We start from the raw sequence: 26,046 nt of genomic DNA on the forward strand, positions 1-26,046 counted from the left end.
CTTTGGGTTTCGGGCATGTGTCCGGTTCCAGTGTCCTCCTCCCGGGGCCGATGATCCTGCTACCGTTCTTGATATGGCGCGGCGGAGCAGCATCGAGCTGACGTTCCTGGAGGTCACCGGAACGTCCAAAGAGACCACAGTGGCCGGCGGCGTCGTCGTCGACTGGATCGATAAGACTGCCTACGCCTGTGCCGCCTCCTGGGCGCGTTCGGCCTGTCGGACCTCCTATGTGGGCAATATGCACTTCACCGTGCCGGTCCCGCGGGACACTCCGGTGACCGTGCAGGCGCGCGTGGTGCACACCGGCAAGACCTCCGTGCATATCCAGACCCGCGTGCTGATCCGGAACACCACGGCCTCGGGCGCGCGAGCCGAGAGCGCTGAGGGTGAAGGCGCCGGGGGTACCCCCGACGACGTCTGGACCGTGTGCACCGAGTGCTTCATGATCTATGTGGCCGTGGGGGAGGACGGCGATCCTGCGCCGGTGGAGCCCTTCGAGCCGCAGACCGAGCTGGAGCGGCGCCGTGACGTCGACGCTTCTCAGCGCATGGTCTACCGGCGTCAGGTGGAGGAGACCATCCAGTCCATGCCGGAGGGGATGGGCAGCTCCGAGGCGCTGACCCTGCGTTTCCTGGCCGACACCGAGGATCGGTATCCGGACGGGAAGATGCGCGGCGGTGCGGTCATGAAGTGGATCGACAAGACTGCTGAGATCTGCGCGGAGCGGTACTGCGGCTATGACGTCGCCGCCGTGCTGACCGGAGGGGTGCGCTTCTACCGGCCCATCACCATCGGGGATCTGGTGGAGGTGGATGCCCGCCTGGTGCTCACCGGGTCGAAGTCCATGCACGTGCTGGTGCGTGTGCGTGCCGGCGGACGTCAGGAGCGGAATCCGGAGGTGGTCGCCTACGGTCTGCCCGTGATGGTGGCACCCGACGGCGAAGGCTCCGCCCGGCACATCCCGCCCTGGGAGCCGATCACCGATGAGGATCACGCCGTGGCCGAGAAGGCCCGTCAGCTGCGGGACCTGCGCAACGCGACGCTGCTGACCCCCAGCCCGCTGGCCTCCTCCAGCTGAGCCGCGGGGGCGGGCTTCTGCCGGGGAGGCGATGGGTCCCTTCTAGACTGGACCCGATGACGCATCCAGAGCAGAACCCCTACGGGTACCCTCCACAGCAGCCCGGTCAGGCCGGGGACTCCGGGCAGCAGCTCGGGCAGCCCGGCCCGTCGTTCCAGCCCCCTGGCCCGTCGCCGGAACAGTTCCAGCCCGGCTATCCGGGTCAGGCTCCGCAGCAGTACCAGCCGTACCCGCAGCCGCCCCGGAAGAGGCAGCTCGACGCCGATCCCGGCCGCTTCACCTGGTGGGACGCCGGAGCCACCCTGCTCTACATCCTCGGGTTCATGACAGGCCTGATCTCCCTGCTGATCTACGTGCTCCCCGGCGTCAGCGATCTGCTCACCAGCGGCGTGCAGGAGGACCTCAACCTGGCCGCCTTCTTGGGCAACGCCATCAGCTATGGCATCCTCGGCACAGTCGCCATCGTCCTGTCCTTCGGCGCTCTGGTCCGTTCGATCAGAACCTTCTCGTACCTCTGGTGGCTGAAGCTGCTGCTGATCCCAGTCATCTGGGTGGGCATCCTGGTCTTCAACGCTGCGCTGGTCCTCATCCTCGGAGAGGAGCCGCAGACCTCACAGAATCAGGAGGGCATCGTCGAGATGCTCGGGGTGGTGCCCTTCCTGGCCGCTTTCGTGGTCATCGGACTGCTGGGCCCTTATGTGGAGGAGTACTTCTTCCGGCATCTGTTGATCGGCAAGCTCTCACGGCATGTGAACATCTGGATCTGCGCGGCCATCTCGGTGGTCTCATTCCCGCTCCTCCATTTCCTGCCGGCACTCGTCGGGGCGGCCGATGACCTGACCTTGGTCGCTGTCCTGCCGTATCTGACCATGGGCCTGGCCTTCACCCTGGCCTACATCCTCACCGGGCGCTCACTGATCTACGCCTGGCTGCTGCATGCCTTCAACAACACCATGTCGCTGCTGGTCACCTACTACGTGATGCCCTGGGCCGAGGACATGGAGGAGCAGCTGGACCAGCTGGAGCAGGCCGGTCACATCCTGCGCGTGGTGCTGGTCGGCGCATGAGCGACCCGCGTCCGCTGCCGCGGCAGATCCTCGCGCTCGCGGTCCCCGCTCTGGGCGCGCTGCTGGCCGAGCCCCTCTTCCTGCTGGCCGACACCGTCATCATCGGCCGGCTCGGCGTCGAGGAGCTGGCCGGAGCCGCCCTCGGCATCACCGTGATGCACACGGTCACCGGTCTGATGATCTTCCTGGCCTACTCCACCACGCCGGCCGTGGCGCGCTATATCGGCGCAGGCCGGCTCAGCAAGGCGCTGGCCGCCGGGCGCGACGGCCTGTGGCTGGCGCTGCTGCTCGGCGTCGGGCTGGCGCTGCTGGGCGCGGTCGCCGGTGAACAGCTTCTGGGCCTGATGGGCAGCCACGACTCCGGCGGCCCCGGGGTCCACGCCAACGCCTGGGACTATCTGCTGTGGTCGCTGCCCGGGATCCCCGGGATCCTGCTGGTCTTCGCCGCCACCGGCGTGCTGCGCGGGATGCAGGACACCAAGACCCCACTGATCGTGGCCGGAGTCGGCTTCGGCGGGAACATCCTGCTGAACCTGCTGCTGGTCCACGGTGTCGGGCTGGGTGTGACCGGTGCCGCCGTCGGGACCTCCATCGCCCAGTGGGGGATGGCGCTGACCTATCTGATCATCCTGGTGCCGCGGCTGGTCGCTCAGAAGGTGGAGCTGGGGCCGGATCGTCTGGGTCTGCGCCGATCCTTCGGCGTGGGGTTCTGGATGTTCCTGCGCACTGTGAGCCTGCGGGCGGCGATCGTGGCCACCGTCTTCGTGGCCACAGATCTGGGGCCTCAGACCTTGGCCGCCCACCAGGTGGCCTTCACCGTGTTCTCCACGATGGCCTTCGCCCTGGACGCGCTGGCCATCGCCGCCCAGGCGCTGATCGGCAAGGAGCTGGGGGCGGCCCGGCGGGAGAGTGCGCGCCATATGGTCCGCGTGATGATCTGGTGGGGACTGGGCTTCGGCGTGCTGACCGGGGCGCTGCTGGCACTCTTCGCGCCGTTCGGCTCAGGGCTGTTCACGCCCGACGCCGGCGTCGCCTCCTCCATCACCGCGGCTCTGCTGGTCATGGCGGTGGCCCAGCCGCTGGCCGGCTACGTGTTCGTGCTCGACGGCGTCCTGATGGGGGCCGGTGATGTGCAGTACCTGGCCGTGGTGGGCCTGGTGAACCTGGCCGTCTACCTTCCGGTGCTGTGGTGGATCAGCACGCTGGGCCTGGGCGGAACCCAAGCGATCCTGTGGCTGTGGGTCGGGTTCGCCGTCGTGTTCATGGGTGCGCGCGGGGTGACCTTGGGCGTGCGCGCCGCCGGGGAGCGCTGGATGGTGCTCGGGGAGTCGCGGTGACCTATGGCGGGTAGAATCGTCCGCGTGTCCGTGAAGAAGATCCCAGCCCCGACTGCCCAGGACCTCATCCGCCCGGTGTGGATGCGAGGCCTCATCACTCTGGCCTTCGCCATATTCACCACGTTCTGGCAGGACGACACCCTCACGCTGCTGAAGATCTCGCTGGCGGCGTTCTTCGTCCTGGGCGCCACCGCCGTCTGGGACTACGCCAAGCTCGAGGTGGTCCCGGATTCGCTGCGCGGCATGCTCGCCGTCGGCGCTTCGGTGTGGGTGCTCTCCGGTGTGGCCGCCGTGTTCGTGGGCGGCAACACTGCGGCGGCCGTCGTCGCCGCCGTCGGCTTCCTCGGTATGGGGGTCGCCGAGCTGGTGGGTGGGCTGCGCAGCCGAGAGGAGTTCGTCCCTGCGCGGGATCACACCATTCTGGGCGCGGTGGGAACGCTCACCGGTGTGTCCCTGATGGTCGGGAGCCAGCTGGACCCGCACGGAATCCTGGGCATCTCCGGCATGGGCGTGATCGTGATGGCCGTGCTGCTGCTGATCAGCGGCGGCGGGCTGATCCATGACTCCAAGAAGTCGTGACTTTTTCGACACGTTGTAGAAGAAGTAGAATCGGGTAGTACACATTCGCGCGTGAACAGAGGATTCTCAGTGGCTGACGGAAAGAAAGGCCGCCGCTCCTTCCTGGAGACGGTGAAGGCTCCGCTGATCTTCTCCGCTGCGCTCGGTCTGGTCGCGGCAGCGGTCACAACCATCGCAGCCTCCGGGGGGACGGAGAACTCGCCGCGCGTGGACCTGGGTCTGATCGCCTTCGGCATCGCGTTCATCGCCGCCCTGCTGATCGTCTCCATGCTGCAGCTGGCCTCCCGTGAGAACCCTGAGGAGCTCTCCCAGGGTGCCGGGGTGAACCGAAACTCTGAGGAGCTCTACCGTCAGCAGGTGGCCAAGCGCCGCGAGGAGGCTCGCCGCAAAGAGGCCGAGCGTGCCCGCGAGGCCGGCGAAGAGCCCAAGTACGGCCGCCGCGACGACGGCTGAGCAGCCCTTCTCCTCGGCCGCTCCTGTCCCTGCTCCCCTGACCCACGGGAAGCAGGGAGGTCCACAGGCACGTCATAGACTGGTCCCATGACCCACCCTTACGGTGAGCCTTCGTCCGCGGAAGACCCCGTACCTCACTCTGCAGCAGACCCCGCCCCACACTCCGCCTCAGACCTCGTCGCTGAGCTGAAGCGCGCGCTCGACGCCGGCGAGGACAGTGCCGCACGCCGGTTCACCTCCCAGGCCGTGGAGTCGGCAGGCCTCGACGCCGCCCTGGCTGAACTGGCCTCCCGCGCGGCAGAGAACCCGCTGGCTGTGGAGCTGCTCATCGAAGCCCTCGACGCCTCATGCGTGGTCCGCCGCTTCGCCGGAGCGGCTCTGTTGGACCACTCCGCCGTGGAGGACGTCAGCCAGGACGCGCTGATCTCCATCGCTTCCTCGGCCGCCTCCTGGGACGGTCGCGGCAAGGTCACCACCTGGGTGCGCAGCATCGTCCGACGGCGGGTCACCGACCACCTGCGACGCCGGCGCGAGACCACTTCCCTCACCGAAGAGGTCGGCCCGGCCGAGCGGATGAGCTCCATGGTCGCCTCCCGCGCCACCGTTCAGGACGCGTTGGCCGCCCTGCCGGATCTCTACCGGGATCCGGTCACCCTCCGCGACATCGACGGTCTGACCTATGCGGAGATCGCCCAGCGCCTGGACCGCGCCGAGGGCACGGTGAAGGCCCAGATCAGCCGCGGACGAGCCATGGTCGCCGCCCAGCTGAGCGAGGAGTTCTGATGCAGGCGGGCCGTTATCAGCTCCAGGAGGTCATCGGCGTCGGGTCCTTCGCCACCGTGCACCGGGCCCGCGATGAGCACCTCGATGACACTGTGGTGGTCAAGATCCTCGCGGAGAACCACAGCCTCAACCCGGAGATCCGGGAACGTTTCATCGCTGAGGGTCGCAGCCTGCGCCGGGTCAGCAGCCCCCATGTGGTCAGCGTCCATGACATCGGAGAATCCGACCGCCAGCAGCCTTATCTGGTGCTGGCCCATGCCGATCGCGGCACCCTCGCCCAGCGCGTCACCGAGCTGCGGCGCAGGGGCTGGCGCCCCCGTCGGGAGGATCTGCTGGCCGTGGCCCGGCCGCTGGCCGCCGCCGTCGCAGCAGTGCACCGCGCCCAGCTGGTCCACCGTGATCTCAGTCCCGGCAATGTCCTGCTGGCCAGCGCCCCCGCCCAGGAGGAGCCTCAGCAGACCCAGGAGGCCGAGCCGCTGGCATCGGCACTCGTGAGCCCTGACGAACGTCTGCTGCTGGCCGATCTGGGCATGTGCAAGGACCTGGCCATGAACTCCGGGCTCACGGTCTCCGGTGGCACTTCCGGCTTTCGTCCGCCCGAACAGCAGGGCACCGGCCTGGTCGACTTCCGCGCCGACATCTGGGCGATGTCCGCCGTGCTGCGCTGGGTGGGCGAGGAGGCCGACCTCCCTCCGGAGATGGACCGCGCGCTGCGCCGGGTCCTCAAGCGCGGGCTGCAGACAGATCCCCGACGCCGGTACCCCGACGTCGCCGCTTGGCTGGCTGAGGTGGAGCAGGCGCTGGCGCTGCCCGTCCCTCCCGGTCACTACCCGCCGTCCGTCACGCCCCGCTCGGGTGATCACATCCATTCCGCTGATCCCGAGAAGACTGAGGGACCGCGCCGTCGGGCCTCGCCCTGGAAGCGCGGACTGGCCATGGTCGGCGTCGTGCTGTTGGCCGCCGCGCTGGGCCTGTTGGGAGGGTATCTGCTGCGCGGCTCCGAACAGGACGTGCCGTCCTCCTCTGCGGACGTCTCGGTGGCTATCGACGGGCCTGAGGAAGTCGCCGTCGGGGAGCCGGCCACGTTCACCGCCCAGGTGGAGGGCGTGGACTCCTGGGTGTGGGTGCTGCCCACCGGCGGGCACCTGGCCGATGAGGAGGAGGCGGTGCTGACGCCCACCAGCCCCGGCACCGCCGAGGTCGTCCTGCGCACCCACACTCCGGAGGGCGCTGAACTCGAGGCCAGCCACACCATCGACGTCACGGAGGAGTGAGGATCCGGAGGAGGTTCTGAGAGATTTCTCCTCGATGGTGCAACTTTTCGAGCATCCGCAACGACTCATAGGCGTCACGACAACGATGACCGGGTGCTGCGCCCGCGCTGAACCACAGATCCCTGCATCACATACCGCTGAATCACACACCGAAGGGACAGAAGCGATGGAGAAGACTCCAGCTCAGACCACACTGCTGCGCGGTGGGCTCGGAACTGCCGCGCTGGCCATGCTCACGCTGACCGCCTGCTCGGCCGATGAGCCGGCTGAGTTCGAAGAGGGAGAGCCGGCCGGCCAGGTCGAGGAGACCTCGGAGGAGGACCTCGAGGAGAGCGAGGCCCCGGAGCAGGATGAGGAGGCCGATGACGAGTCCGGCTCCGCCGGACAGGAGGGTCCGTTGGATCCCGAAGATGCCATCGAGACCATCGTCTATGAGGTTCCGGGGGAGAGCAGCAACAGCGTGGAGGTCGGACTGCATTCGCTGCGCGTCGTCGATGAGGTGATGCTCCTGGAGCTGTCCTTCACCGGTGAGTTCTACGACCGTGATGAGCACGCGGTCTTCGGCATGTTCGGCGGGGAGAATCTCTACCCCGTGCTCAACGATCGTCAGAACCTCAAGCAGTACACCCTCCTGGGACCCAGTGAGTGGGACACCTGGTCCACCGATGTCGGCGCGTCATCCCTGAGATATGAGAGCGGCCAGACCGCTCCGTACTGGGGCTACTATTCCACTCCGATCGATGACATCGACAGCATCACCGTCACCGTGGTGCCAGGGGCCATCGAGTTCGAGGACGTGGAGATCGACTGGGACGGCAACGAGCCACGCGGCTCCGAGGGGTCTGAGGACGAGGAGTCTGAGGACGAGAACAGCGCTGACGACAGCGCTGACCAGGACGCCGATGCCCGGAGCGGCGCTGACCAGGACGAGCAGGACGAGGAGGAGTGATCATGGCTGCCCGCACATGGCGCACGCACCTGCTCTCCGCCCTGGGCGCCGGATCCATCGTGGCGGTGGCTTCCGTGGGCCTGGCCTCTGCGGCCCAAGCCGGACAGGCGGAGGATGAGATCCCTCAGGGCCCACCGCCGGAGCCTGAGGGCGGCATCTCCCAGGGTGACTTGGACTCTTCGATCATCGTCTGGTCCGGCCATGACAACGTCACCGAGCTGGGTGACAGTGAGTCCGAGGAGGAAGATGTGGTGGTTCTGGAGACCGACCTGCTCTTCAGCGCGATGGAGTGGGATCTGCCGGAGTCGCCCGCCGCATCCATCACAGCGCTGACCGAGGAGGTGCCGGAGGGCGCCGTCGTCGACGTGCACGGCCACACCGATTCCAACCCTGTCCCGGAGGCCCATGACTTCGACAACCAGGAGCTCTCCGAGCGCCGCGCCGAGGCGGTCGCCGATGTCCTGGAGGAGGAGCGCCCGGATCTTGAGCTGGACGTCGAGGGATTTGGGGACGAGGAGCCGGCCGTGACGGAGGATGACGATGATCCGAGCACGTTCGCGGCGAACCGTCGAGTGGAGATCCGCTACGGCGACTGACCCACCTCACCCCATGCGTCGGCGGGCCCGGTGCATCATGCACCGGGCCCGCCGTCGTCTGGGAGAAGAGAGAGATCCTACTTCTTAGACTTCTTCTTCCCCTTCTTCTTGGACTTCTTGTCCTTCTTATCGCGCTTCTCCATGAGATCATCGCGCATGCGGTCGCGGAACTCCTTGGCCGCGACCGAGGACACCGAGGTCGGCTCCTCCAGCTCGGCGGCCTTCTCCGCGGAGGAGGGCTTGCTGCGTCCGGACTTCTCCTCGGCGGCAGCCTCGCCCGCGGCCGCCGACTTCTTGGCCGCAGCCTCGGAGCCGCCGCGCTTGGCGGACTCGCGCAGAGCGGCCTGACGCGCGCGGTAGGCCCGGACATGGGCACGGTTGGCGCAGTTGCCGAAGTCGCAGAACAGCTTGGAGCGGTTGCGGGTCAGGTCCACGATCGCGGCGTCGCAGTCGGCGCCCTTGCAGGTGCGCATACGGCCGGTCTCACCCTGGACCACCAGGAACTGCAGGGCGTTGGCGATGCTGGCCGTCATCACATCGGCCGGCTTGCTGCTGACCGGGATGGGAACCGCCCGGTAGGCGGATTCGTCGCCTGAGCCCTCAGAGGTGGGGACCACCTTGGTCCCCACGCCTTCGAGCAGGGAGTTCAGCTTCTCGACCGGGGCTTCGCCCTCCTCCGCCGTCCAGATGGCCGCCACGCTGCGGCGCAGGTCTCGGACACGGTCCACCTCATCGCGGTCGGCGCCGGAGGCCGTCCATCCCAGGGAGGAGTCCCGCGCGGCCACGAACTTCTTCAGCGCCTCGATGCTGGTGAGATCATCGGGGATCGGTTTGGCGCTGTGCTGTCCCTCAGCCGTATTCAACAGGTCCACGGCCGCGGTCAGCGCGCGATTGATCTCTGCGTCGAACATGCAGTTCTTCTCCTGACAGGAATAAAGGTGCACCCCCGTCGGAACGGCGACGGTGGTGCTCTGGTGCAACATGAACAGAGCCGACGGGAGTCAGGTGCACGACTCCTGCGGATCCTCTTCGTCACCTTCAGTCTAGCGGGAGTTTCGGCACAACACCCGAAACTGTCTTCGGGTATCCGTGCCGCTCACGCTTCGAAGGTCATCACCTGAGGCACCGTAACATCTGGCACTCCACGCCGACTCCTCAGGCGAAGCGCGCGCGCAGCTGCTCCAGAGAGGCGCGGATCCCGCGGGCGTTCTCCTCGGTGACCTTCACGGCGTTCAGGAACCGTCGCACCACCGGCTGCTGTCCGGAGGCGTCATAGCTCTCCGTCACCTCGGTCCGCACGGCGCCGCCGTCGCCGACGACGGGCGCGAACTCCCAGCGCCACCGGTGGCCGGTGGGCTGACGCCACTCCACCACGCCGGTGACGGGCTCGCCGGCGTCGGGAGTCTCCGGCGGTCGGGACTCGGTGACCCGCAGCGTCAGCGCATAGGGCAGGCCGAACTTCTTCATGTCCACACGGAAGCGGTCCCCGGTCATCAGCTGTCGGGGCCCGATGGCGCTGGAGCGGACTGTGCCGGAGCCGTCCAGCTCATGGTGACGGTGCGGGTTCGCCGCGATCGCCCACAGCTGGTGCGCAGGCGCATCCACAGTGATCGTGTAGGTGACGATCTCGGCACCCCGGTCCAGACTCTGTGGTGTGTCTCCCATACTGGGCAGTCTACGGAACAGCCCCGGGTTCGGTAACTTGGGTATCCACTGCATCGAGGCGAAGAGAGTGGTGGGCTGTCATGGTGACGATGAGCAGGCGCGGCCAAGCACGCCGCCTGGCCGCTCGTGTTGCCGTGGAGGAGGCAGGACACCCCACGACGACGACGCCGTCTCAGGTTCGTTCGCAGGCCCGGCTTCAGATCCTGGTCGAGTCCAGGGCCGTCTGGAGCGCGATCCTGGGCGGAATCATCGGCCTGGCCGTGGGCTTCATCGCCTTCCCGGGAGCCGAGCCGGCGCTGGCCGGGGACGCATCCATCCAGTTCTACTCCTCGATCGTGGGCGGAGTGACCGCCGGGATCGCCTTCGTGCTGGGCTATTCGCTCAACACCCGGATGGCGAACCTCTGGCTGGGTCAGCGGCCCAGGATCCGGCAGCTGCTGGACACCGTGGCGCTGCTGGTGGCCCATTCCTCCATCGCCGTGATGGCGGCCCTGGGCCTGTTCCGGGTGTTCCAGGAGGCCTTCGTCGGGCTGACGGTGGACTACATCGCCGGTTCCATCCTGCTGGGGATCGTCGGGGCGGGTGCGGCCTATTTCAGCTTCAACTCCGGGGCGCGGATCAACGCCTTCTCCCTGTCCACTCTGCTGGCGATCTTCATGGCCTCCGGCGTGCTGGTCTCGATGCTCTTCGCGGAGAACCCGTTCTGGTGGCATGTGATGTTCTCCGAGCTGGGCACCGGTCAGGCCGGGCTGACCAGCTTCTGGACCTTCAACACCACGCTGATCGTCTCCGGGGTCATCATCACCACCCTGACCGCCTTCATCACCCGGGACCTGGAGATCTGGGTGAACCACCTGACCGAACGCCATGGGCGTCTGAGGCACTTCCGCCGCCCTCGCGTGCTGGCGGTGCGGGTGACGATGATCGGCATGGGGGCCTCCCTGGCCGGCGTCGGGATGGTGCCGGTGAACGTGCAGAACGAGCTGCACACGCTGGTCACCGCCTCCTTCGGAGTGTTCTTCCTGGCGCTGCTGATCGGGATGCCCTATTGGCTGCCCGGCTTTCCGAAGACCTTCTACCTGATGTGTCTGCTGGCCGCGGCCGCGCTGATCTTCGCCGGTTCGCTGTGGCGACCGATCGGCTACTACAACCTGACCTCCCTGGAGCTCATCGCTGCCGGGATCCTCTTCTCATGGCTGATCGTGTTCATCCGTCACATCGCAGCGATGCTCGCCCAGGTCACGGCGGCATCCCAGGAGGCTGAGACCCCATGACTGTCCGCGCCGCCGTCGTCGGCTCCGGTCCCAACGGTCTGGTGGCCGCCTCTCTGCTCGCTCGGGCGGGCTGGGAGGTCACCGTCTATGAACAGGCCGAGGCGCCCGGCGGGGCGGTGCGCTCCGGGGAGCTGCTGGCTGAGGGGGTGCTCAGCGACTACGGGGCCTCCGTGTTTCCCTTCCGAGAGAGTTCTCTGGCCTTCCAGGAGCTGTCGCTGGAGGACTACGGCCTGGACTGGGCGACGCCGGAGATCGCGGCCGCCCATGGGATGGACGGAGCGAAGCCGGGCCGCCCGGGCAGCCCGAGCGGCCCTGGGGAGCCGGCGCTGCTGCACCGGGACATGGACCTCACTGCCGAGGGGCTGGGGCGCGACGCCGACCGGTGGCGTCGGATCTTCGGCGCGGTGGTGGAGAACTGGTCTGAGGTGGGCCGCGCTGCGCTGGCCCCTCCGACCAGGCCGTTCTCCAACGGGGGCAGCGCCGATCCGCTGAGCCGGATCAAGGCCTATCTTCAGCTGGGCGGGCGCGGAGCCTGGCCGGCCACTGCGGTGAACCGGATCTTCCGTGAGGAACGGACCAAAGCCCTCTTCGCAGGTCTGGCCGGCCACGCCACGATGCCGCTGAGCAACCCGCTCAGCGGCGCCTTCGGCGTGATGATGGGTGCCACAGGACATGTGACGGGATGGCCCTTCGCCCGGGGCGGATCCGGGGAGGTCACCCGGGCTTTGGCGGCGGACCTTCAGGCCCACGGCGGAGAGCTGCGCACCGGCTTCGAGGTCACCGGGATCAAGGATGTGGCCCTGAGCGGTGCCCGCCGCGGAGTGCGGCGGAATCTGAAGCGTCGCGGATACCAGATCGAAGGGAACACGGCGGCGGGCGCGCGCCGACGCCGCCGCAGCTCCACCGAGGTGGCTGATGTGGTGCTGCTGGACCTCACCCCGGCGCAGCTGCTGCAGATGGACGGGCTCCACATGCCGCAGCGCTACCGCCGCGCCATGCGTCGCTGGGACTACGGGCCAGCTGTGGTGAAGGTGGACTATCTGGTGGACGGGCCCATCCCGTGGGCCCGCGAGGAGCTGGGCCGTGCCGGAACGGTGCATCTGGGCGGTTCCGCGGCACAGCTGGCCGGGTCGGAGTCTGCCGTGGCGCGCGGAGTCCTGCCGGGCCGGCCCTACGTGCTGCTCACTCAGCCCTCGGTGGCGGATCCGAGCCGCACCGGCGATCACCGCCACGCGGTCTGGGCCTATGCTCACGTCCCGCAGGGGGTCTCCGCATCCGCTGCTCAGCGGGCCGCCCACCTGGTGGACGCTGAGATCGAACGTCAGGCTCCCGGGTTCGGCTCCGAGCTGCTCGCTCGGCGCGTATGGACCCCGCAGGACCTCGAGTCCTGGAACCCGAACCTCGTCGGTGGGGCGATCTCCGGAGGATCGCCCACGCTGCGCCAGTTCGTCTCGCGGCCGGCGGCTCCGCTGGAGCCCTACACCTCCGGGATGGAGGCGATCTATCTGTGTTCGTCCTCCACGCCGCCCGGTGGCGGCGCCCACGGCATGGGCGGCTACAACGCTGCCCAGCGGGTGCTCAGAGAGTACGCGTGATCCTCCTGGGATCAGCTCCAGATGCTGGAGATCGGCAGGGACCAGATCTTGTCGGAGATTTCCCCACGGCTTCTGGGAAGCCGCCGGCCTTAGATTGTCGGGCGTAATCCGCGACAGTTGGTGCGTGGGGAAGAGTTCCGGTCGGCAGGTCGCCGGTGAAGGCTCGGTCGATGAAGGTGCGGGCCCGTTCTGAGCCCAGCAGTTCTCCTTGGGTGAGGCCGTGGTCGCCTCCCAAGATCGCCAGTGACAATTCAGCACGTACGGTGATGTCAATTCAGCACAGTATCGAGTGAGGATTCAGCACATTCCGAAGGGTGTGTGATCAGAAGCCGCCGACGGCGAGCAGTCCGGCCACGGCCACCATGGTCACGCCCACGGAGAGATCGATGATCGTCCAGGTCCGTGCGCTGGTGAGGAACCGGGAGAGTCCGGCCGCGCCCAGGCCCAGCACCGCGAACCATGTGGCGGAGGCCAGCACTGCGCCGGCACCGAACAGCCAGCGTTCGTCGCCGAAGGTGTTGGCCATCGTGCCCAGCACCACCATCGTGTCCACCCAGGCGTGCGGGTTCAGCACGGAGACGCTCAGTCCGGTGGCTGCGACGGAGGTGACGGAGGAGACCTTGGTGACGCGTACGGCCTCCAGCGTGCCGGTGGCCGACCGGGAGTCGGCGTGGGCCCCAGTGGCAGAGTCGGCGTCGGGCGCCTGCCGCGAGTCCGTCTCCCCAGAGTCCATCTCCACGTGCACTGTCCGCAGCGGCTGCGTGGTGGGGGCGCCGGCCTGCTCAGCGGCACTCTGGCCGGTCAGGTTCAGGTCCTGGCGCGGACGGAAGGCGCTGCGGAAGGAGCCTGCGGCGAACCACAGCAGGTAGGCCACGCCGAGCCACCGGATCACGTCGAGCAGCCAGGGAGCGTGGTCCAGCACGACGCCGACGCCGGCCACACCCAGCCCGATCAGCAGCAGATCGCCCACCAGGCAGCAGCCGATGGCGAGCATCACGCGGTCGCGGCGCAGGCCCTGGCGCAGGAGCCAGACACTCTGCGGGCCGATGGCGACGATCAGGGCCAGGCAGGTCAGGAGTCCGGTGAGCAGAACGGTCATGGCCTCCATTCTTCGGTGAGGCCGCGATGAAATCCATCGCATGATCCTTCAACATCTGAAGTCTTGCTTCAGCAGGGCTAGAATGTGGCAGAGGTGCCGGAGGGCGTCAGGAACGGTGCGGCCTCGGGAGAGGGTGCGGCGTCGGGACGTTGTTCAGCGTGACCAGGGAGGTTCGACATGAACACAGATCATCTGCGGGCCTTCGTCACGGCAGTGGACGAGGGCACCTTCGAGGCCGCCGCGGCGCTGCTGCGCATCTCAGGCTCGGCTTTCTCCCAGCGCATCAAGGCCCTGGAGAAGGAGGTCGGCCAGGTGCTGGTGACCCGCACGGTCCCGGTGCACACCACCCCGGCCGGCGAGGACCTGCTGCGTACGGCCCGGCAGATGGTGCTGCTGGAGGACGAGGCTCGCCGCAGTCTGGGATTCCGCGGCTCCTCGAAGAACTACATGCCTACCACCACGCTCTCGGTGGCGGTCAACGCCGACTCCCTCTACTCCTGGTTCATCCGCGTGCTGCAGGAGGCGGCCACCTGGGACGACGTCGAGCTGCACCTGTATCCGGAGGACCAGGAGCACACCCACGAGCTGCTGCGGAACGGAACTGTGGTGGCCGCCGTCGCCGAGCATCCGACGCCGGTCTCCGGCTGTCGCTCCCTGCCGCTGGGGACCATGCGCTACTGGCCGGTGGCCAGCGTGGAGCTGCTGGACCGGCATCGCGATGAAGCCGGCGCCCTGAACTGGCAGGCGGTCCCGGTGGTGGACTACTCGATCCGCGACTCGCTCCAGCGCACCGCCCTGCACCGGGTGGGCGTGGACAGCCCTCGGGTCACCCACCTGATCCCTTCGGTGGAGGCCTATAACGCCGCCGTCGGGTACGGGCTGGGCTGGGGCATGATCCCCGAGGGGATGATGCCCGCCGGAGTCATGGAGGGGACTCATGCGGATCTGCAGGTCATCGAGGAGATCGGCCCGGAGGAGTCAGCGCTGCACTGGCAGCACTGGACCACCACGACCCCGGCCCTTGACCGACTCACGGCAGCGGTGGGGCGCGCCGCGGCTCGTATGCGTTGAGGGATCGATTCCACCCCTCGCGCTGGCCCACCCCTCGCGCTCACTCCTTACCCCCACTCCTCAGTTGATTGGGCGAAGATGGGCCGTCTCAGCGTCGAAAAGCCGCTCAGAGACACCTTCTTCGCCCAAACAAATGGTCGGGTGGGGGTCGGGTCGGGCGATGGGCCGGGCGACGGGTTGGTGTGACCGCCAGGCAACCGGTCTCAGGACTCGGAGAGCATGTCCAGCACCAGGGGCTTGACCCGGGTGCCGTAGAGCTCGATGGCCTCCATCATGTGCTCATGCGCGAGCGAGCCGTTGCCGTACTTCAGGCCGAACCGGGAGATCCCCAGGGACTTCTGCGTCTCCACGATCTTCTTGGCCACCGTCTCCGGGGATCCCACGAACAGCGCGCCCTGAGCGATCTCCTGCTGGAACTGTTCCCGGCTGGGGTAGCTGTTGCCCCAGCCGCGCTCCTTGCCGATCTGGTGCATCGACTCGGCCCAGGAGGGGTAGAAGAGCTCCTCGGCGCGCTCGTCGGTCTCAGCCACGAATCCGTGGGAGTGGGAGGCCACGCGGCGCTCGCCCTCGACGCCGAACTCGGCCAGTGCCCGGTGGTACAGCTCCACCAGCGGGGCGAACCGCTGCGGGGCGCCGCCGATGATCGCCAGCTCCAGGCCCAGCCCGTGCCGGGCCGCACGGATCACTGAATTGGGGGTCCCGCCCACGGCCACCCAGGTGGGCAGGCCGGCGTCGTGGTCTGTGGTGGGGTAGATCCGCTGGTTCTTCAGCCCGGCGCGGGTGCTGCCGGACCAGGTCACCGGGCTCTCGGCGCGCAGCTTGGTGAACAGGTCCACCTTCTCCTCGAAGAGGGTCTCGTAGTCGGAGAGGTCGTAGCCGAACAGCGGGTAGGACTCGATGAAGGAACCGCGGCCCAGCGAGACCTCGGCGCGGCCGCCGGTCAGCCCATCGATGGTGGCGAACCGCTGGTAGACCCGCACCGGGTCGTCAGAGGAGAGCACGGTCACCGCAGAGATCAGCTTGATCCGCTCAGTGGCGGCCCCCACGGCGGAGAGCACGACGTCGGGTGCTGAGATCGCATAGTCGGGCCGGTGGTGCTCGCCGATGCCGATCACATCGAGGCCGGAGGCATCGGCCAGTGTGGCCTCGGCCAGGACGTTGCGGAGCACCTCCGGCTGGGAGAGCTGGCGCTCGCCGTCGGGTGTGCTGGTGACGTCGCCGAAGGTGTGGAGGCCGAACTCGAACTGCTCGGCGTGGCGCTCGGTGCTGATGGAAGCGGGGTGCGAGGTCGTCATGGTGGTCATAACCTCGCACCGCTCCGCATCATTCCTTCAAATCTGAAACAAGCTGGTGGGGGTGTCCTCGGAATCTGCGGAGATTTTTAGCTGATCCCCAGCCCCGTGTCTATTCTGGGGTAGAGGGTTGAAGACGTGATGGAGGAGTGGCATGGGTGACGAGCGGGATCATTGGAGTCGACAGGATCCGAATCAGGACGGTCCCTCGGGGCAGGAAGGCCAGCCCAGTCGATCCCCCCGCGAGGAGAGCAACGCCAACCAGGGGCAGCAGGAGGTCGAGGACAGCAGCGATTCCGGCCGACGCACGGGCGAGCCGGACAGGCGCAGCGACGACGCCGAAGAGTTCACCATCGTCCTCTACTCGGACCCCGGGCGGACATCCTTGTGGGTGCGCCGACTCCTGGAGGATCAGGGCGAAGGCTGGAGCCGGGGCGCGGAGCTTGTGCATAAGCAGGTGCTCATCCCGCTGCGCGAGGACTCCACTGTGGACCTCGAGGCTGTGCAGGGTTGGGCACGCGATGACGACGCCGACATCTCCGTGGTCATCACCGAGGTTCCGCGGATGGCCGGCCGCCGCGTCAAACGCACCGAGCTGCACTTCCGCGACGGACTGGCCGTGATCTCCCTGCCTACGCTGGGACCCATCCGGCTGCGCCACTGCCTGCGCCGCGAGCTGCGCCGCGCGGTGGACGCGCTGGTCTACGACTCCGCCCAGGAAGCCCGCGAGAAGCGCGCCACGGACCGGGTCTTCGAGCAGCGGGACCGCGGGCAGAGCGGCACCGCGGGGCAGGAGGGCAGCGGGGATGATCCGGAGACCGTCTACTCCACGACGAATCCGCTGTTCCCCGGCCGCCTCTGGCTGACCCTGGGCATGGTGGCCTCCAACGAGCCCTTCATGTCGATGCCCAAGCTCTCCGGGATGTTCTCCGCGGCGGCGGCCACCGGTGCCTTCGGCGTCTTCTTCAGCACTATCTGGGAGATGGCCACCTTCCTGCCCGGGTGGCGCCTGGTGGTGGTCTCCCTCATCGCCATAGCACTGGTGGTGGTCTGGCTGATTCTTGCCAACCGCCTGTGGGACCGCTCCAGCGGGGTCGGCGGCAAGAAGGAGGCGTTCATGTACAACGCGTCCACCATCACCAGCCTGCTGGTGAGTGTCTCCGCGCTCTACCTGCTGCTGTTCCTGGGCATCCTGGGCATGGCGCTGCTGCTGATCGATCCCGAATTCATGACTCAGGAGATCGGAGAGGACGCGGCCTTCCTCAACTACATAGACATCGCATGGCTCTCGGCCTCGATGGGGGTTGTGGCCGGCGCCATCGGGTCCAATTTCGACGACGACGCCGACCTGAAGAACCTGACCCAGGGCTCCCGTGAGGCCCAGCGCTACCCGCGCGACGAGGCGCAGCGCTGAGCTCAGCTGTGCCGCAGAGCAGTGATGTCGCGCTGGCCGCGCCTGCCGCGCTGGCGGCGTCGGTGGTGACTATTGGGCTGCCAGGTTGATGATCGCGATGCCGAGGAAGGCGCCGATGACGGCCCATACCACGATGGAGACGAACATCCAGAGCAGCACCGCATTGCGGTTGGCACCGAAGGAGACCATCAGGGGAGCGGTGAACTGGCTGGGCAGCGCCAGCGGTCCCAGCAGGGCCACACCCGGAACGCCGAAGCGGTCGAAGGTGCGCTTGGCCTTCTCCCTGCGCTTCTGCTGACGCGGGGTCCTCGGCTTGGGCTCCTGCCGTGCGGTCACTGCGCTGCGGGTCCCGTGGGCGGCGAAGACCAGTACGGCCACGCAGAGGAAGTTGCCGATGGCCCCCAGCAGCACGGCCAGGAAGAAGGGCATCTCGATCAGTACGCCCACCAGTCCGGCACCGTAGGCCTCCAGGAGCGGGATCGCGCCGATGGCGATCACGCCCAGCCACTGCACGGCTGCGCCCAGCGCATCAGCCCAGTCGCGCATGGAGCCGATCCAGGTGTCACCCAGGAGGTCCTCCTGGGTGGGGCCGGTGGAGGCGAGCACGGTCAGCGAGTCGGTCAGTGCAGGCAGTGATTCGATCATGTCCTCATTCTTTCGGAGGAGGGGCGCGGCGTCCTCCCCCTGACGGGGGATTCTCGGGATGATCTCGGGCGTCGACGCTCCGGCCGGCCAGCGAGCTCCCGCCCGCGACGCCCCGGTTGCCACACCCGGCCCGCGGCCCCGTCTGAGGTGCCGCATGTGGCCGAGATCCCAAAAAATGCACTTGTGCAGAATCGGCGCGAGTGCATAAAATGCACGAGTGCAAGAAAATTCTCCCGATGTTCTGACCCAACGCGAACGCAATCAACGAGACACGTGGAACGCCATCTATGAGGCGGCCCATACCTTCGCGCGGGACGAGGGCCTCGGGGCGGCCACAGTGGAGGCCGTGGCGGCACAGGCCGGAATCTCCCGGCGCACCTTCTTCAACTATTTCCCCACCAAGGAGGACGCCATCCTGGGCACCCGCCTGCCGTGGTTGGACGAGACTGTGGTGGAGCGGCTGACCACCTCGGAGGAGGACGAGCTCACCCGCACGGTCCATGCCTTCGTCTCCGTGCTGCGCACAGCACTGACCGAGGAGACGGCAGTGCGACGCCGCGAGATCGTCGCCCAGCACCCCAGTCTGCGCGGGCGGCTGGGCCAGCTGATCACCAAGGTGGAGGAGCTGGTCCGCGAGGCCATGCAGGAGGCCGCCGCGCGCCGGGAGGATGCCGGTGACCCCGCCTCCCAAGAGGTGCTCCTCATGCTTTCCGGGGTCATCATCAAACACTCCTTCACCCAATACTTCGAGGGGGAGCCGCAGGCCGCTGCGGACCGCGGCGCGGCTGTGGAGGACTTTCTGGAGGGGTCCATCGCACAATTCCGCACCGCCATCCTGGCCAGCGGTTCCTTCGGAGAGGAACAGGCCAGATGAGTGCCGAGACCCAACCCGTCACGGGTTCGACGCCGATGGTTTCCCCGGAGGGGGAGCCGGACGGTCGGCGCCTGAAGCTCATCTTCTCCGCATTGGTCATGGCCATGCTCATGGCCTCGCTGGGGCAGACTGTGCTGGCCACCGCCCTGCCGACCATCGTGGGTGAGCTCAGCGGCGTCGAACATATGGCCTGGGTGATCACTGCCTTCATCATGACTTCGACGATCACGATGCCGATCTACGGCAAGCTCGGAGACATGTATGGCCGCAAGCCGCTGTTCATCGTGGCGATCACGCTGTTCATCATCGGCTCGGCCGCCGGCGGAGCCGCTCAGGAGATGAATCAGCTCATCGCTGCCCGTGTGGTCCAAGGGCTGGGCGGCGGTGGCCTCATCCTGCTCTCTCAGGCGACGATCGCCGACGTCGTGCCCGCCCGTGAGCGCGGCCGCTACATGGGTGCCATGGGCGGAGTCTTCGCCTTCTCCTCGGTAGCGGGCCCGCTGCTCGGCGGCTGGCTGACCGCAGGGCCCGGCTGGCGCTGGACCCTCTGGATGAACGTTCCGCTCGGTCTGCTGGCGCTGATCATGGTGCTGCTGTTGCTGCGGCTGCCCACTCGCAGCCGCGGCGGCAACGGCCGGATCGACGTGACCGGCATGATGCTGCTGGCCGCAGCCACCTCGTCCGTGGTGCTGCTCTCCACATGGGGTGGGGTGGAGTACGCCTGGACCTCTCCGCTGATCCTGGGGCTGATCGGCGTCGCCGTCGTCGCCGCTGTGCTGTTCGTCGTCGTGGAGTGGCGTGCGCAGGAGCCGGTGATGCCGCTGCTGCTCTTCCGCAACCGGAACTTCCTGCTGACCATGTTCGCCGGGTTGATCACCGGTGTGGCGATGTTCGGGGCGCTGAGCTATATGCCCACCTACCTCCAGATGGTCACCGGCTACAGTCCGGCCGTGGCGGGGCTGCTGATGATCCCGATGATGGGCATGATGCTCACCACCTCCATCACGATGGGGCGGCGCACCGCCAAGACCGGGCGCTATAAGCGGATCATGGTGGTCGGCAGCCTGCTGACGGCGCTGAGCCTGGTGCTGCTCTCCACGCTGCATGCAGATACACCGGTGGTCCTCGAATGCCTCTACATGGGCATCATGGGGCTGGGCCTGGGCTGCACCATGCAGCTGCTGACGCTGGTGGCCCAGAACTCCTTCTCCCAGAAGCTGGTGGGAACGGCGACGGCGGGCCAGAACTACTTCCGACAGGTCGGGGCCACGCTGGGTTCGGCCGTGGTGGGTGCGCTCTTCGCCTCGCGGCTGGGAAGCCTGCTGGCGGAGAGGCTGCCCGCCGGAGCCGTCCAGGAGACCGACCTGGACCCGAGCTCGCTGACCCCGGAGGCCGTGGGGGAGCTGCCGGCCTCGCTGCACAGTGTGGTGATCGAGGGCTACAACGACGCCCTGGTCCCGCTGTTCCTCTGGATGGCGCCCCTGGTGCTGGTCAGCACTGTGCTGCTGCTGTTCGTGGAGGAGAAGCCCCTGGAGACCTCACTGGAACACTGACGCTGCGGCTCCAGCGGGACGCCCCGGCAGTCCACCCGCCCTCTTCTCCCGTACATCTGGGCTGAGTACTATATAAGCCACATGAATCGACGGCCCAGGAGGTGCCTCCACATCAGTGGACTCTGATCAACGCATGCCCCATCGGTATGCACTCTGCTGTGTGAATGTTCTGACCGGAACCCACGAGGTTCTCCCACCCTGGGAGCGGCATCGATGATCGCCGCTGTCCTCACCCTGCTTCTGGGCATCGTGGTGGTGCTTGTGATCATCGCGATCAACGGCTACTTCGTGGCCCAGGAGTTCGCGTACATGTCGGTGGACCGGAACCGGCTCCGTGCCCAGGCCGAGGCGGGAGACTCCGCGGCCGCGCGGGCGCTGAAGGTCACCGAGCGGACCTCCTTCATGCTCTCCGGCGCGCAGCTGGGCATCACCGTCACGGGCCTGTTGGTCGGCTATGTGGCCGAACCGCTGATCGGACGGTCATTGGGCACTCTGCTGGGCGTCACCGGCATCCCGGCCGCGGCGAGCATCGCTGTCACCACTGTGGGCGTGCTGGCAGTCTCCACAGTGGTGCAGATGATCTTCGGTGAGCTGTTCCCCAAGAACTACGCCATCGCCAATCCCGTCCCGCTCGCCAAGGGACTGGCGGCCTCGACCCGCATCTATCTGACGGTCTTCGGCTGGCTCATCTCCTTCTTCGACCTCTCAGCCAATGCGCTGCTGCGGCTGCTGCGGATCGAGCCGGTGCACGACGTCGACTCCAGCGCCACCGCCGCTGACCTGGAGCACATCGTCTCCTCCTCCCGCGAGGCCGGCGAGCTGCCCGAGGAGCTCTACCTGGTCCTCGACCGGGTGCTGGACTTCCCCGACCACGACGTGGAGCACGCCATGATCCCGCGGTCTCGGGCGGGGACGGTGCAGCCGCGCACCACGGTCGGCGAGGTCCGCGAGCTCATGGCCACTGAGCACACCCGCTATCCGGTGATCGATGAGGATGACCAGCCGGTCGGCGTCGTGCATCTGATCGACCTGCTGGGTACACAGCTGAGCGACCAGGAGACGGTCTCGGCGCTGATGCGTGAGCCGATCATCCTGCCCACGCTGATGCCTCTGCCGGATGCCGTGCGGCGCCTGGCTGAGACCAAGGCGCAGATGGGCTGTGTGATCGATGAGTACGGCGGCTTCGTCGGGGTGATCACCGTGGAGGACCTCGCCGAGGAGATCCTCGGAGAGATCACCGATGAGCACGACGACGGAAGCGATGAGCAGATCCGTGAGCTCGGCCCGGGGCGCTGGGAGGCCGAGGCGGACATCCACCTGGACGAGGTGGAGCGACGCCTGGGTCACCAGCTGCCCGACGGCGACTACGAGACCGTATCCGGACTGCTGATCGCCCAGGAGGGCGGACTGCTGGAAGAGGGTCGGATCATGCAGGTCGAGCTGCCGCCGGACCCGGCCGACTTCGTGGAGGATCCGGTGCGGCGGGCCGCGGAGATCCACGTGCTCAGCGTGGAGCGCAACGTTCCCTCGAGGATCGAGATCAGGCTGATCGAGGAGCATTCGGAAGAGGGTGATGCGGCATGAGTCCGCTGCTGACAGTCCTGGTGACTGCGGGGATCATCGTCCTCTCCGCGTTCTTCGTGATCATCGAGTTCTCGCTGCTGGCTGCCCGGCGGCACCGGCTGGAGGACTCTGCCGAGACCAAGGCCACCTCGCGGGCGGCGCTGCGCAGCCTCAACGAGCTGACGGTCATGCTCGCCGGTGCCCAGCTGGGCATCACTGCCTGCACCTTCGCGTTGGGTGCGGTGACCAAGCCTGCGGTCCACTATGCGCTGATGCCGGTTCTGGCGGCCTGGAACCTGCCGACCTGGCTGGCTGATGCCACAGCCTTCGGCGTCGCACTGGTGGGCGTGACCTTCCTGCACCTGGTGGTCGGGGAGATGGCGCCGAAGTCCTGGGCCATCGCTCATCCCGAGCTCTCCGCACGGATGGTGGCGCTGCCGGCGCGGGCGTTCATCCGGGCTTTCCGGCCCCTGCTGATGTGGATCAACGGGATGGCCAACCGGCTCGTGGCCGCCACCGGTGTGGAGCCGGTGGACCGTGCCGCGGCCGCCGGGTACGACGCTGAGACCATCGGCGGGCTCGTGGAGCATTCCACGCAGGTCGGTGTCCTGGATGAGGCCTCCGGCAGTCAGATCTCCAGCATCATCGGTCTGGAGAAGCTCACCGTGGATGACGTGCTGGCCACCCGCAGTTCGCGCCCCACTGAGGTCCCGGCAGGCTCCACAGTGGCGCAGGTGCAGCGGGCGGCACAGACCAGCGGGCACCTGCGGATCCTGATGGCTGCGCCCGACGGCGGGATCCCTGCGGTGATCCACATCCGCGACACCCTCCGAGCGCCGGCGGAGAGTCCGGCGGCGGAGATGGCGCGCACGCCGCTGGTGGTGGACTCCGGAGAATCGGTCTACGACACCTTCCAGACGATGCGTGAGAACGGCGAGCAGCTCGCCGTGGTCCAGAGCGAAGGGCGCGCATTGGGCGTGATCACCTGGTCCGATGTGCTCAATCAGGTCTGGCCCACCGTGGAGCGCCAGCTCTGAGGTGAGCAGTCTTGTCTCCCGGATCGCCCCGGGCTTCTCCTGAGATCAGGCGTGATGAGCCGATCTCCGGGAAGAGCCCGGGGCGATCTGCGTCTCTGGCCACATCCGGTACTCCGCACCCCTCCCGGAATAACTTCTCCTCCACTAAAGTTGAGTATTAGCGACTCAACTTTTCAGGTGGAGGCTGATCCACCGCCATCACGGGAGGAGCGATATGGACGTCAAACTCACCACCAAGTCTCAGGAGGCCGTCTCTGCGGCCGCGATGAACGCCAACACTGCGGGCAATCCGCAGATCGAGCCTGCCCACCTCCTCAAGGCGCTGATGGACCAGCGGGAATCGGTGGCCGTCGCGCTGCTCAAGGCCGCCGGCGCAGATCCCGACGCCGTCTCCACCCGCGCCTCCGCGGCGATCAGGTCCCTGCCCTCGACCAGCGGGGACTCGGTCTCCACGCCGCAGTTCTCCCAGGCCGGGCTCACTGCGATCCAGGCCGCCCAGGCAGAGGCCGATCAGTTCGGCGATGACTTCGTCTCCACCGAGCACCTGCTGCTCGGCGTAGCCGCCGACCGGGGCCCTGCAGGCCGCGCACTCTCCGAGAACGAGGCCACGCTCGAGGCGCTGAAGGCCGCGCTGCCGGGCATCCGCGGGGACCGTAAGGTCAACACGCCTGACCCGGAGGGCACTTTCGATGCTCTGGGCAAGTTCGGCACGGACCTGACCCAGCTCGCCAAGGATGGCAAGCTGGACCCGGTCATCGGCCGCGACGCCGAGATCCGCCGCGTGGTCCAGGTCCTCTCCCGCCGCACCAAGAACAACCCGGTGCTCATCGGTGAACCGGGCGTGGGCAAGACGGCCGTGGTCGAAGGTCTGGCCCAGCGCATCGAGCAGGGGGATGTCCCGGATGCGCTCAAGGGCAAGACGCTGATCTCGCTGGACTTGGGTGCGATGGTCGCCGGCTCCAAGTACCGCGGTGAGTTCGAGGAGCGGCTCAAGGCCGTCCTGGATGAGATCAAGTCCGCCGACGGGCAGATCATCAGCTTCATCGACGAGATCCACACTGTGGTCGGCGCCGGCGGCGGCTCCGAGGGTGCCATGGACGCGGGCAACATGCTCAAGCCCATGCTCGCCCGCGGCGAGCTGCGGCTCATCGGTGCCACCACCCTGGACGAGTACCGCGAGAACATCGAGTCCGACGCCGCCCTGGAGCGCCGTTTCCAGCAGGTCTACGTGGGGGAGCCCTCCGTGGAGGACGCGGTGGCCATCCTGCGCGGCATCAAGGAGAAGTACGAGGCCCACCACGGCGTCGAGATCTCCGACGCCGCCCTGGTCTCCGCCGCCAGCCTCTCCGACCGCTACATCACCAGTCGTCAGCTGCCGGACAAGGCCATCGACCTGATCGATGAGGCCGCCTCCCGGCTGAAGATGGAGATCGACTCGGACCCGGTGGAGATCGATGAGCTGCGCCGCGCCGTCCAGCGCCTGGAGGTCGAGCGTCAGTGGCTCACCAAGGAGGAGGACCCCGCCTCCCGCGAGCGCCTGGCCGCGCTGCAGGAGGAGCTGGCCAATAAGAAGGAACAGCTCGGTGAGCTCGAGGCCCGGTGGGAGACCGAGAAGGGTGCCCATAACCGAGCCGGCGAGCTGCGTGCCACCCGCGATGAGCTGAAGTCCCAGGCGGAGAAGGCTCAGCGCGACGGTGACTTCGCTGAGGCCTCACGCCTGCTCTACGGGGAGATCCCTGAGCTGGAGAAGGAGCTCGCCGCGGCGGAGGCCGCTGAGGCGGCCCCGGTCTCCGACAGTGACGCACCTGAGCGCATGGTTCCCGAGAAGGTGGATTCCGATGCCATCGCCGAGGTCATCTCGGCCTGGACCGGCATCCCCGCCGGGCGGCTGATGGCCGGCGAGACCGAGAAGCTGCTCCAGATGGAGGAGCTGCTGGGCTCTCGGCTCATCGGACAGCACCAGGCCGTGCAGTCGGTCTCCGACGCCGTCCGCCGTGCCCGCACCGGCGTGGCTGATCCGGACCGTCCCACCGGCAGCTTCCTGTTCCTGGGACCGACCGGTGTGGGCAAGACGGAGCTGGCCAAGGCGCTCGCGGAGTTCCTCTTCGACGACGAGCGCTCCATGGTCCGCATCGACATGTCCGAGTACTCGGAGAAGCACTCCGTGGCTCGACTGGTCGGTGCGCCTCCGGGCTACGTGGGCTTCGACGAGGGCGGGCAGCTGACCGAGGCTGTGCGGCGTCGTCCCTACTCCGTGGTGCTGCTGGACGAGGTGGAGAAGGCCCATCCCGAGGTCTTCGACATCCTCCTGCAGGTCCTCGACGATGGCCGGCTCACCGATGGGCAGGGCCGCACTGTGGACTTCCGGAACGTGGTGCTGATCCTGACCTCCAACCTGGGCAGCCAGTTCCTGGTGGACCAGTCCGAGGAGGAGAGCGCTCGGCGTGAGAAGGTCATGAGCGTGGTCAACGCCTCGTTCAAGCCGGAGTTCCTGAACCGGCTGGATGACATCGTGATGTTCGATCCGCTGTCCATGGAGCAGCTGACCTCGATCGTGGATCTGCAGATCAGCTCTCTGCAGGAGCGTATGGCCTCCCGCCGGCTCACGCTGGAGGTCACCGACGCAGCCAAGGAATGGTTGGGCTTCACCGGCTACGACCCGGCCTATGGCGCTCGTCCGCTGCGGCGGCTGGTCCAGCGCGAGATCGGCGATCAGCTGGCCAAGCTGCTGCTGTCCGGTCAGGTCGAGGACGGGGACACCGTCCTGGTGGACCGTGCCGACCTCTCCCTCGAGGAGGATTCGGCGCACGGGTTGTCCGTGGTCCGCAAATAGGGGCCTCCGCTGCGG

At 67.6% G+C, this 26,046-nt stretch carries 23 protein-coding genes; 18 read left to right on the forward strand and 5 right to left on the reverse strand.

What is annotated here, in order from left to right; translation table 11 throughout:
- The first annotated feature begins 73 nt into the window (after positions 1-73).
- The 9 genes from JOF45_RS12140 (at position 74) to JOF45_RS12180 (ending at position 8,116) form a co-directional block, all read left to right on the forward strand.
- Positions 74-1,078 (forward strand): acyl-CoA thioesterase, encoded by a 1,005-nt coding sequence (locus JOF45_RS12140; RefSeq protein WP_210050605.1) that lies wholly within the window; start codon positions 74-76, stop codon positions 1,076-1,078.
- Between the two features lie 56 nt (positions 1,079-1,134).
- Positions 1,135-2,145 carry a CPBP family intramembrane glutamic endopeptidase gene (locus JOF45_RS12145; protein WP_210050613.1) on the forward strand — a complete coding sequence of 337 codons (1,011 nt, stop codon included), beginning with the start codon at positions 1,135-1,137 and terminating at the stop codon, positions 2,143-2,145.
- Positions 2,142-3,482, forward strand: coding sequence for an MATE family efflux transporter (locus tag JOF45_RS12150; protein ID WP_210050616.1), 1,341 nt, complete (start codon positions 2,142-2,144; stop codon positions 3,480-3,482). The genes JOF45_RS12145 and JOF45_RS12150 overlap by 4 nt, the downstream gene beginning before the upstream one ends.
- Before the next feature lie 24 nt (positions 3,483-3,506).
- On the forward strand, positions 3,507-4,061 hold the full coding sequence (locus JOF45_RS12155; RefSeq protein ID WP_210050618.1) for a hypothetical protein: 555 nt from the start codon (positions 3,507-3,509) through the stop codon (positions 4,059-4,061).
- A 69-nt stretch (positions 4,062-4,130) separates the two neighbouring features.
- On the forward strand, positions 4,131-4,514 hold the full coding sequence (locus tag JOF45_RS12160) for a hypothetical protein (RefSeq protein ID WP_342591492.1): 384 nt from the start codon (positions 4,131-4,133) through the stop codon (positions 4,512-4,514).
- 87 nt (positions 4,515-4,601) lie between these two features.
- Complete coding sequence (locus JOF45_RS12165) at positions 4,602-5,297, forward strand: RNA polymerase sigma factor (RefSeq protein ID WP_210050625.1); 696 nt, start codon at positions 4,602-4,604, stop codon at positions 5,295-5,297.
- A complete protein-coding gene (locus tag JOF45_RS12170) occupies positions 5,297-6,571 on the forward strand; it encodes a serine/threonine-protein kinase (RefSeq protein WP_210050627.1) in 1,275 nt (424 codons plus the stop codon). The genes JOF45_RS12165 and JOF45_RS12170 overlap by 1 nt, the downstream gene beginning before the upstream one ends.
- A gap of 166 nt (positions 6,572-6,737) precedes the next feature.
- Positions 6,738-7,520 carry a hypothetical protein gene (locus JOF45_RS12175; RefSeq protein WP_210050629.1) on the forward strand — a complete coding sequence of 261 codons (783 nt, stop codon included), beginning with the start codon at positions 6,738-6,740 and terminating at the stop codon, positions 7,518-7,520.
- Positions 7,521-7,522: 2 nt separating this feature from the next.
- Positions 7,523-8,116, forward strand: a complete 594-nt coding sequence (locus tag JOF45_RS12180; protein ID WP_210050631.1) for an OmpA family protein — start codon at positions 7,523-7,525, stop codon at positions 8,114-8,116.
- 77 nt (positions 8,117-8,193) lie between these two features.
- On the opposite strand, the gene JOF45_RS12185 is transcribed toward JOF45_RS12180, so the two are convergent.
- Entirely contained in the window at positions 8,194-9,027 is an 834-nt protein-coding gene (locus JOF45_RS12185; RefSeq protein WP_210050634.1) for a CGNR zinc finger domain-containing protein, read from the reverse strand.
- A gap of 244 nt (positions 9,028-9,271) precedes the next feature.
- A complete protein-coding gene (locus JOF45_RS12190) occupies positions 9,272-9,781 on the reverse strand; it encodes an SRPBCC family protein (RefSeq protein WP_210050647.1) in 510 nt (169 codons plus the stop codon).
- Between the two features lie 89 nt (positions 9,782-9,870).
- Here JOF45_RS12190 and JOF45_RS12195 point away from each other — a divergent pair, with 89 nt between their 5' ends.
- Entirely contained in the window at positions 9,871-11,055 is a 1,185-nt protein-coding gene (locus JOF45_RS12195) for a hypothetical protein (RefSeq protein ID WP_210050650.1), read from the forward strand.
- Entirely contained in the window at positions 11,052-12,650 is a 1,599-nt protein-coding gene (locus JOF45_RS12200) for a phytoene desaturase family protein (protein ID WP_210050652.1), read from the forward strand. The genes JOF45_RS12195 and JOF45_RS12200 overlap by 4 nt, the downstream gene beginning before the upstream one ends.
- A 322-nt stretch (positions 12,651-12,972) precedes the next feature.
- Here the strand turns inward: JOF45_RS12200 and JOF45_RS12205 are convergent, their stop codons facing one another.
- Complete coding sequence (locus JOF45_RS12205; RefSeq protein ID WP_210050660.1) at positions 12,973-13,749, reverse strand: LysE/ArgO family amino acid transporter; 777 nt, start codon at positions 13,747-13,749, stop codon at positions 12,973-12,975.
- Positions 13,750-13,926: 177 nt separating this feature from the next.
- Here JOF45_RS12205 and JOF45_RS12210 point away from each other — a divergent pair, with 177 nt between their 5' ends.
- A complete protein-coding gene (locus JOF45_RS12210) occupies positions 13,927-14,820 on the forward strand; it encodes an ArgP/LysG family DNA-binding transcriptional regulator (RefSeq protein WP_210050663.1) in 894 nt (297 codons plus the stop codon).
- A 203-nt stretch (positions 14,821-15,023) separates the two neighbouring features.
- Here the strand turns inward: JOF45_RS12210 and JOF45_RS12215 are convergent, their stop codons facing one another.
- The gene (locus JOF45_RS12215; protein WP_245324229.1) at positions 15,024-16,115 is read right to left on the reverse strand and encodes an LLM class flavin-dependent oxidoreductase; all 1,092 of its coding nucleotides are present in this window, start codon (positions 16,113-16,115) and stop codon (positions 15,024-15,026) included.
- A gap of 151 nt (positions 16,116-16,266) precedes the next feature.
- On the opposite strand from JOF45_RS12215, the gene JOF45_RS12220 reads away from it, so the two are divergent.
- Positions 16,267-17,526, forward strand: a complete 1,260-nt coding sequence (locus JOF45_RS12220) for a phage holin family protein (protein WP_210050668.1) — start codon at positions 16,267-16,269, stop codon at positions 17,524-17,526.
- A gap of 69 nt (positions 17,527-17,595) precedes the next feature.
- Here the strand turns inward: JOF45_RS12220 and JOF45_RS12225 are convergent, their stop codons facing one another.
- Positions 17,596-18,171: a small multi-drug export protein gene (locus tag JOF45_RS12225; RefSeq protein WP_210050670.1), complete on the reverse strand. Its 576-nt coding sequence runs from the start codon at positions 18,169-18,171 to the stop codon at positions 17,596-17,598.
- A 217-nt stretch (positions 18,172-18,388) separates the two neighbouring features.
- Here JOF45_RS12225 and JOF45_RS13435 point away from each other — a divergent pair, with 217 nt between their 5' ends.
- The 5 genes from JOF45_RS13435 to clpB all read left to right on the forward strand — a co-directional run bounded on the left by JOF45_RS13435 (position 18,389) and on the right by clpB (position 26,031).
- Entirely contained in the window at positions 18,389-19,045 is a 657-nt protein-coding gene (locus JOF45_RS13435; protein WP_342591493.1) for a TetR/AcrR family transcriptional regulator, read from the forward strand.
- Entirely contained in the window at positions 19,042-20,598 is a 1,557-nt protein-coding gene (locus JOF45_RS12235) for an MDR family MFS transporter (RefSeq protein WP_245324230.1), read from the forward strand. Before JOF45_RS13435 ends, JOF45_RS12235 begins: the two co-directional genes overlap by 4 nt.
- A 213-nt stretch (positions 20,599-20,811) precedes the next feature.
- A complete protein-coding gene (locus tag JOF45_RS12240) occupies positions 20,812-22,182 on the forward strand; it encodes a hemolysin family protein (RefSeq protein WP_210050672.1) in 1,371 nt (456 codons plus the stop codon).
- On the forward strand, positions 22,179-23,198 hold the full coding sequence (locus JOF45_RS12245) for a CNNM domain-containing protein (protein WP_210050675.1): 1,020 nt from the start codon (positions 22,179-22,181) through the stop codon (positions 23,196-23,198). The genes JOF45_RS12240 and JOF45_RS12245 overlap by 4 nt, the downstream gene beginning before the upstream one ends.
- 214 nt (positions 23,199-23,412) lie before the next feature.
- Entirely contained in the window at positions 23,413-26,031 is a 2,619-nt protein-coding gene (gene clpB / locus JOF45_RS12250; protein ID WP_210050684.1) for an ATP-dependent chaperone ClpB, read from the forward strand.
- Positions 26,032-26,046: the final 15 nt, after the last annotated feature.

This window comes from Nesterenkonia lacusekhoensis, assembly GCF_017876395.1.
GTDB classification, from domain to species: Bacteria; Actinomycetota; Actinomycetes; order Actinomycetales; family Micrococcaceae; genus Nesterenkonia; species Nesterenkonia lacusekhoensis.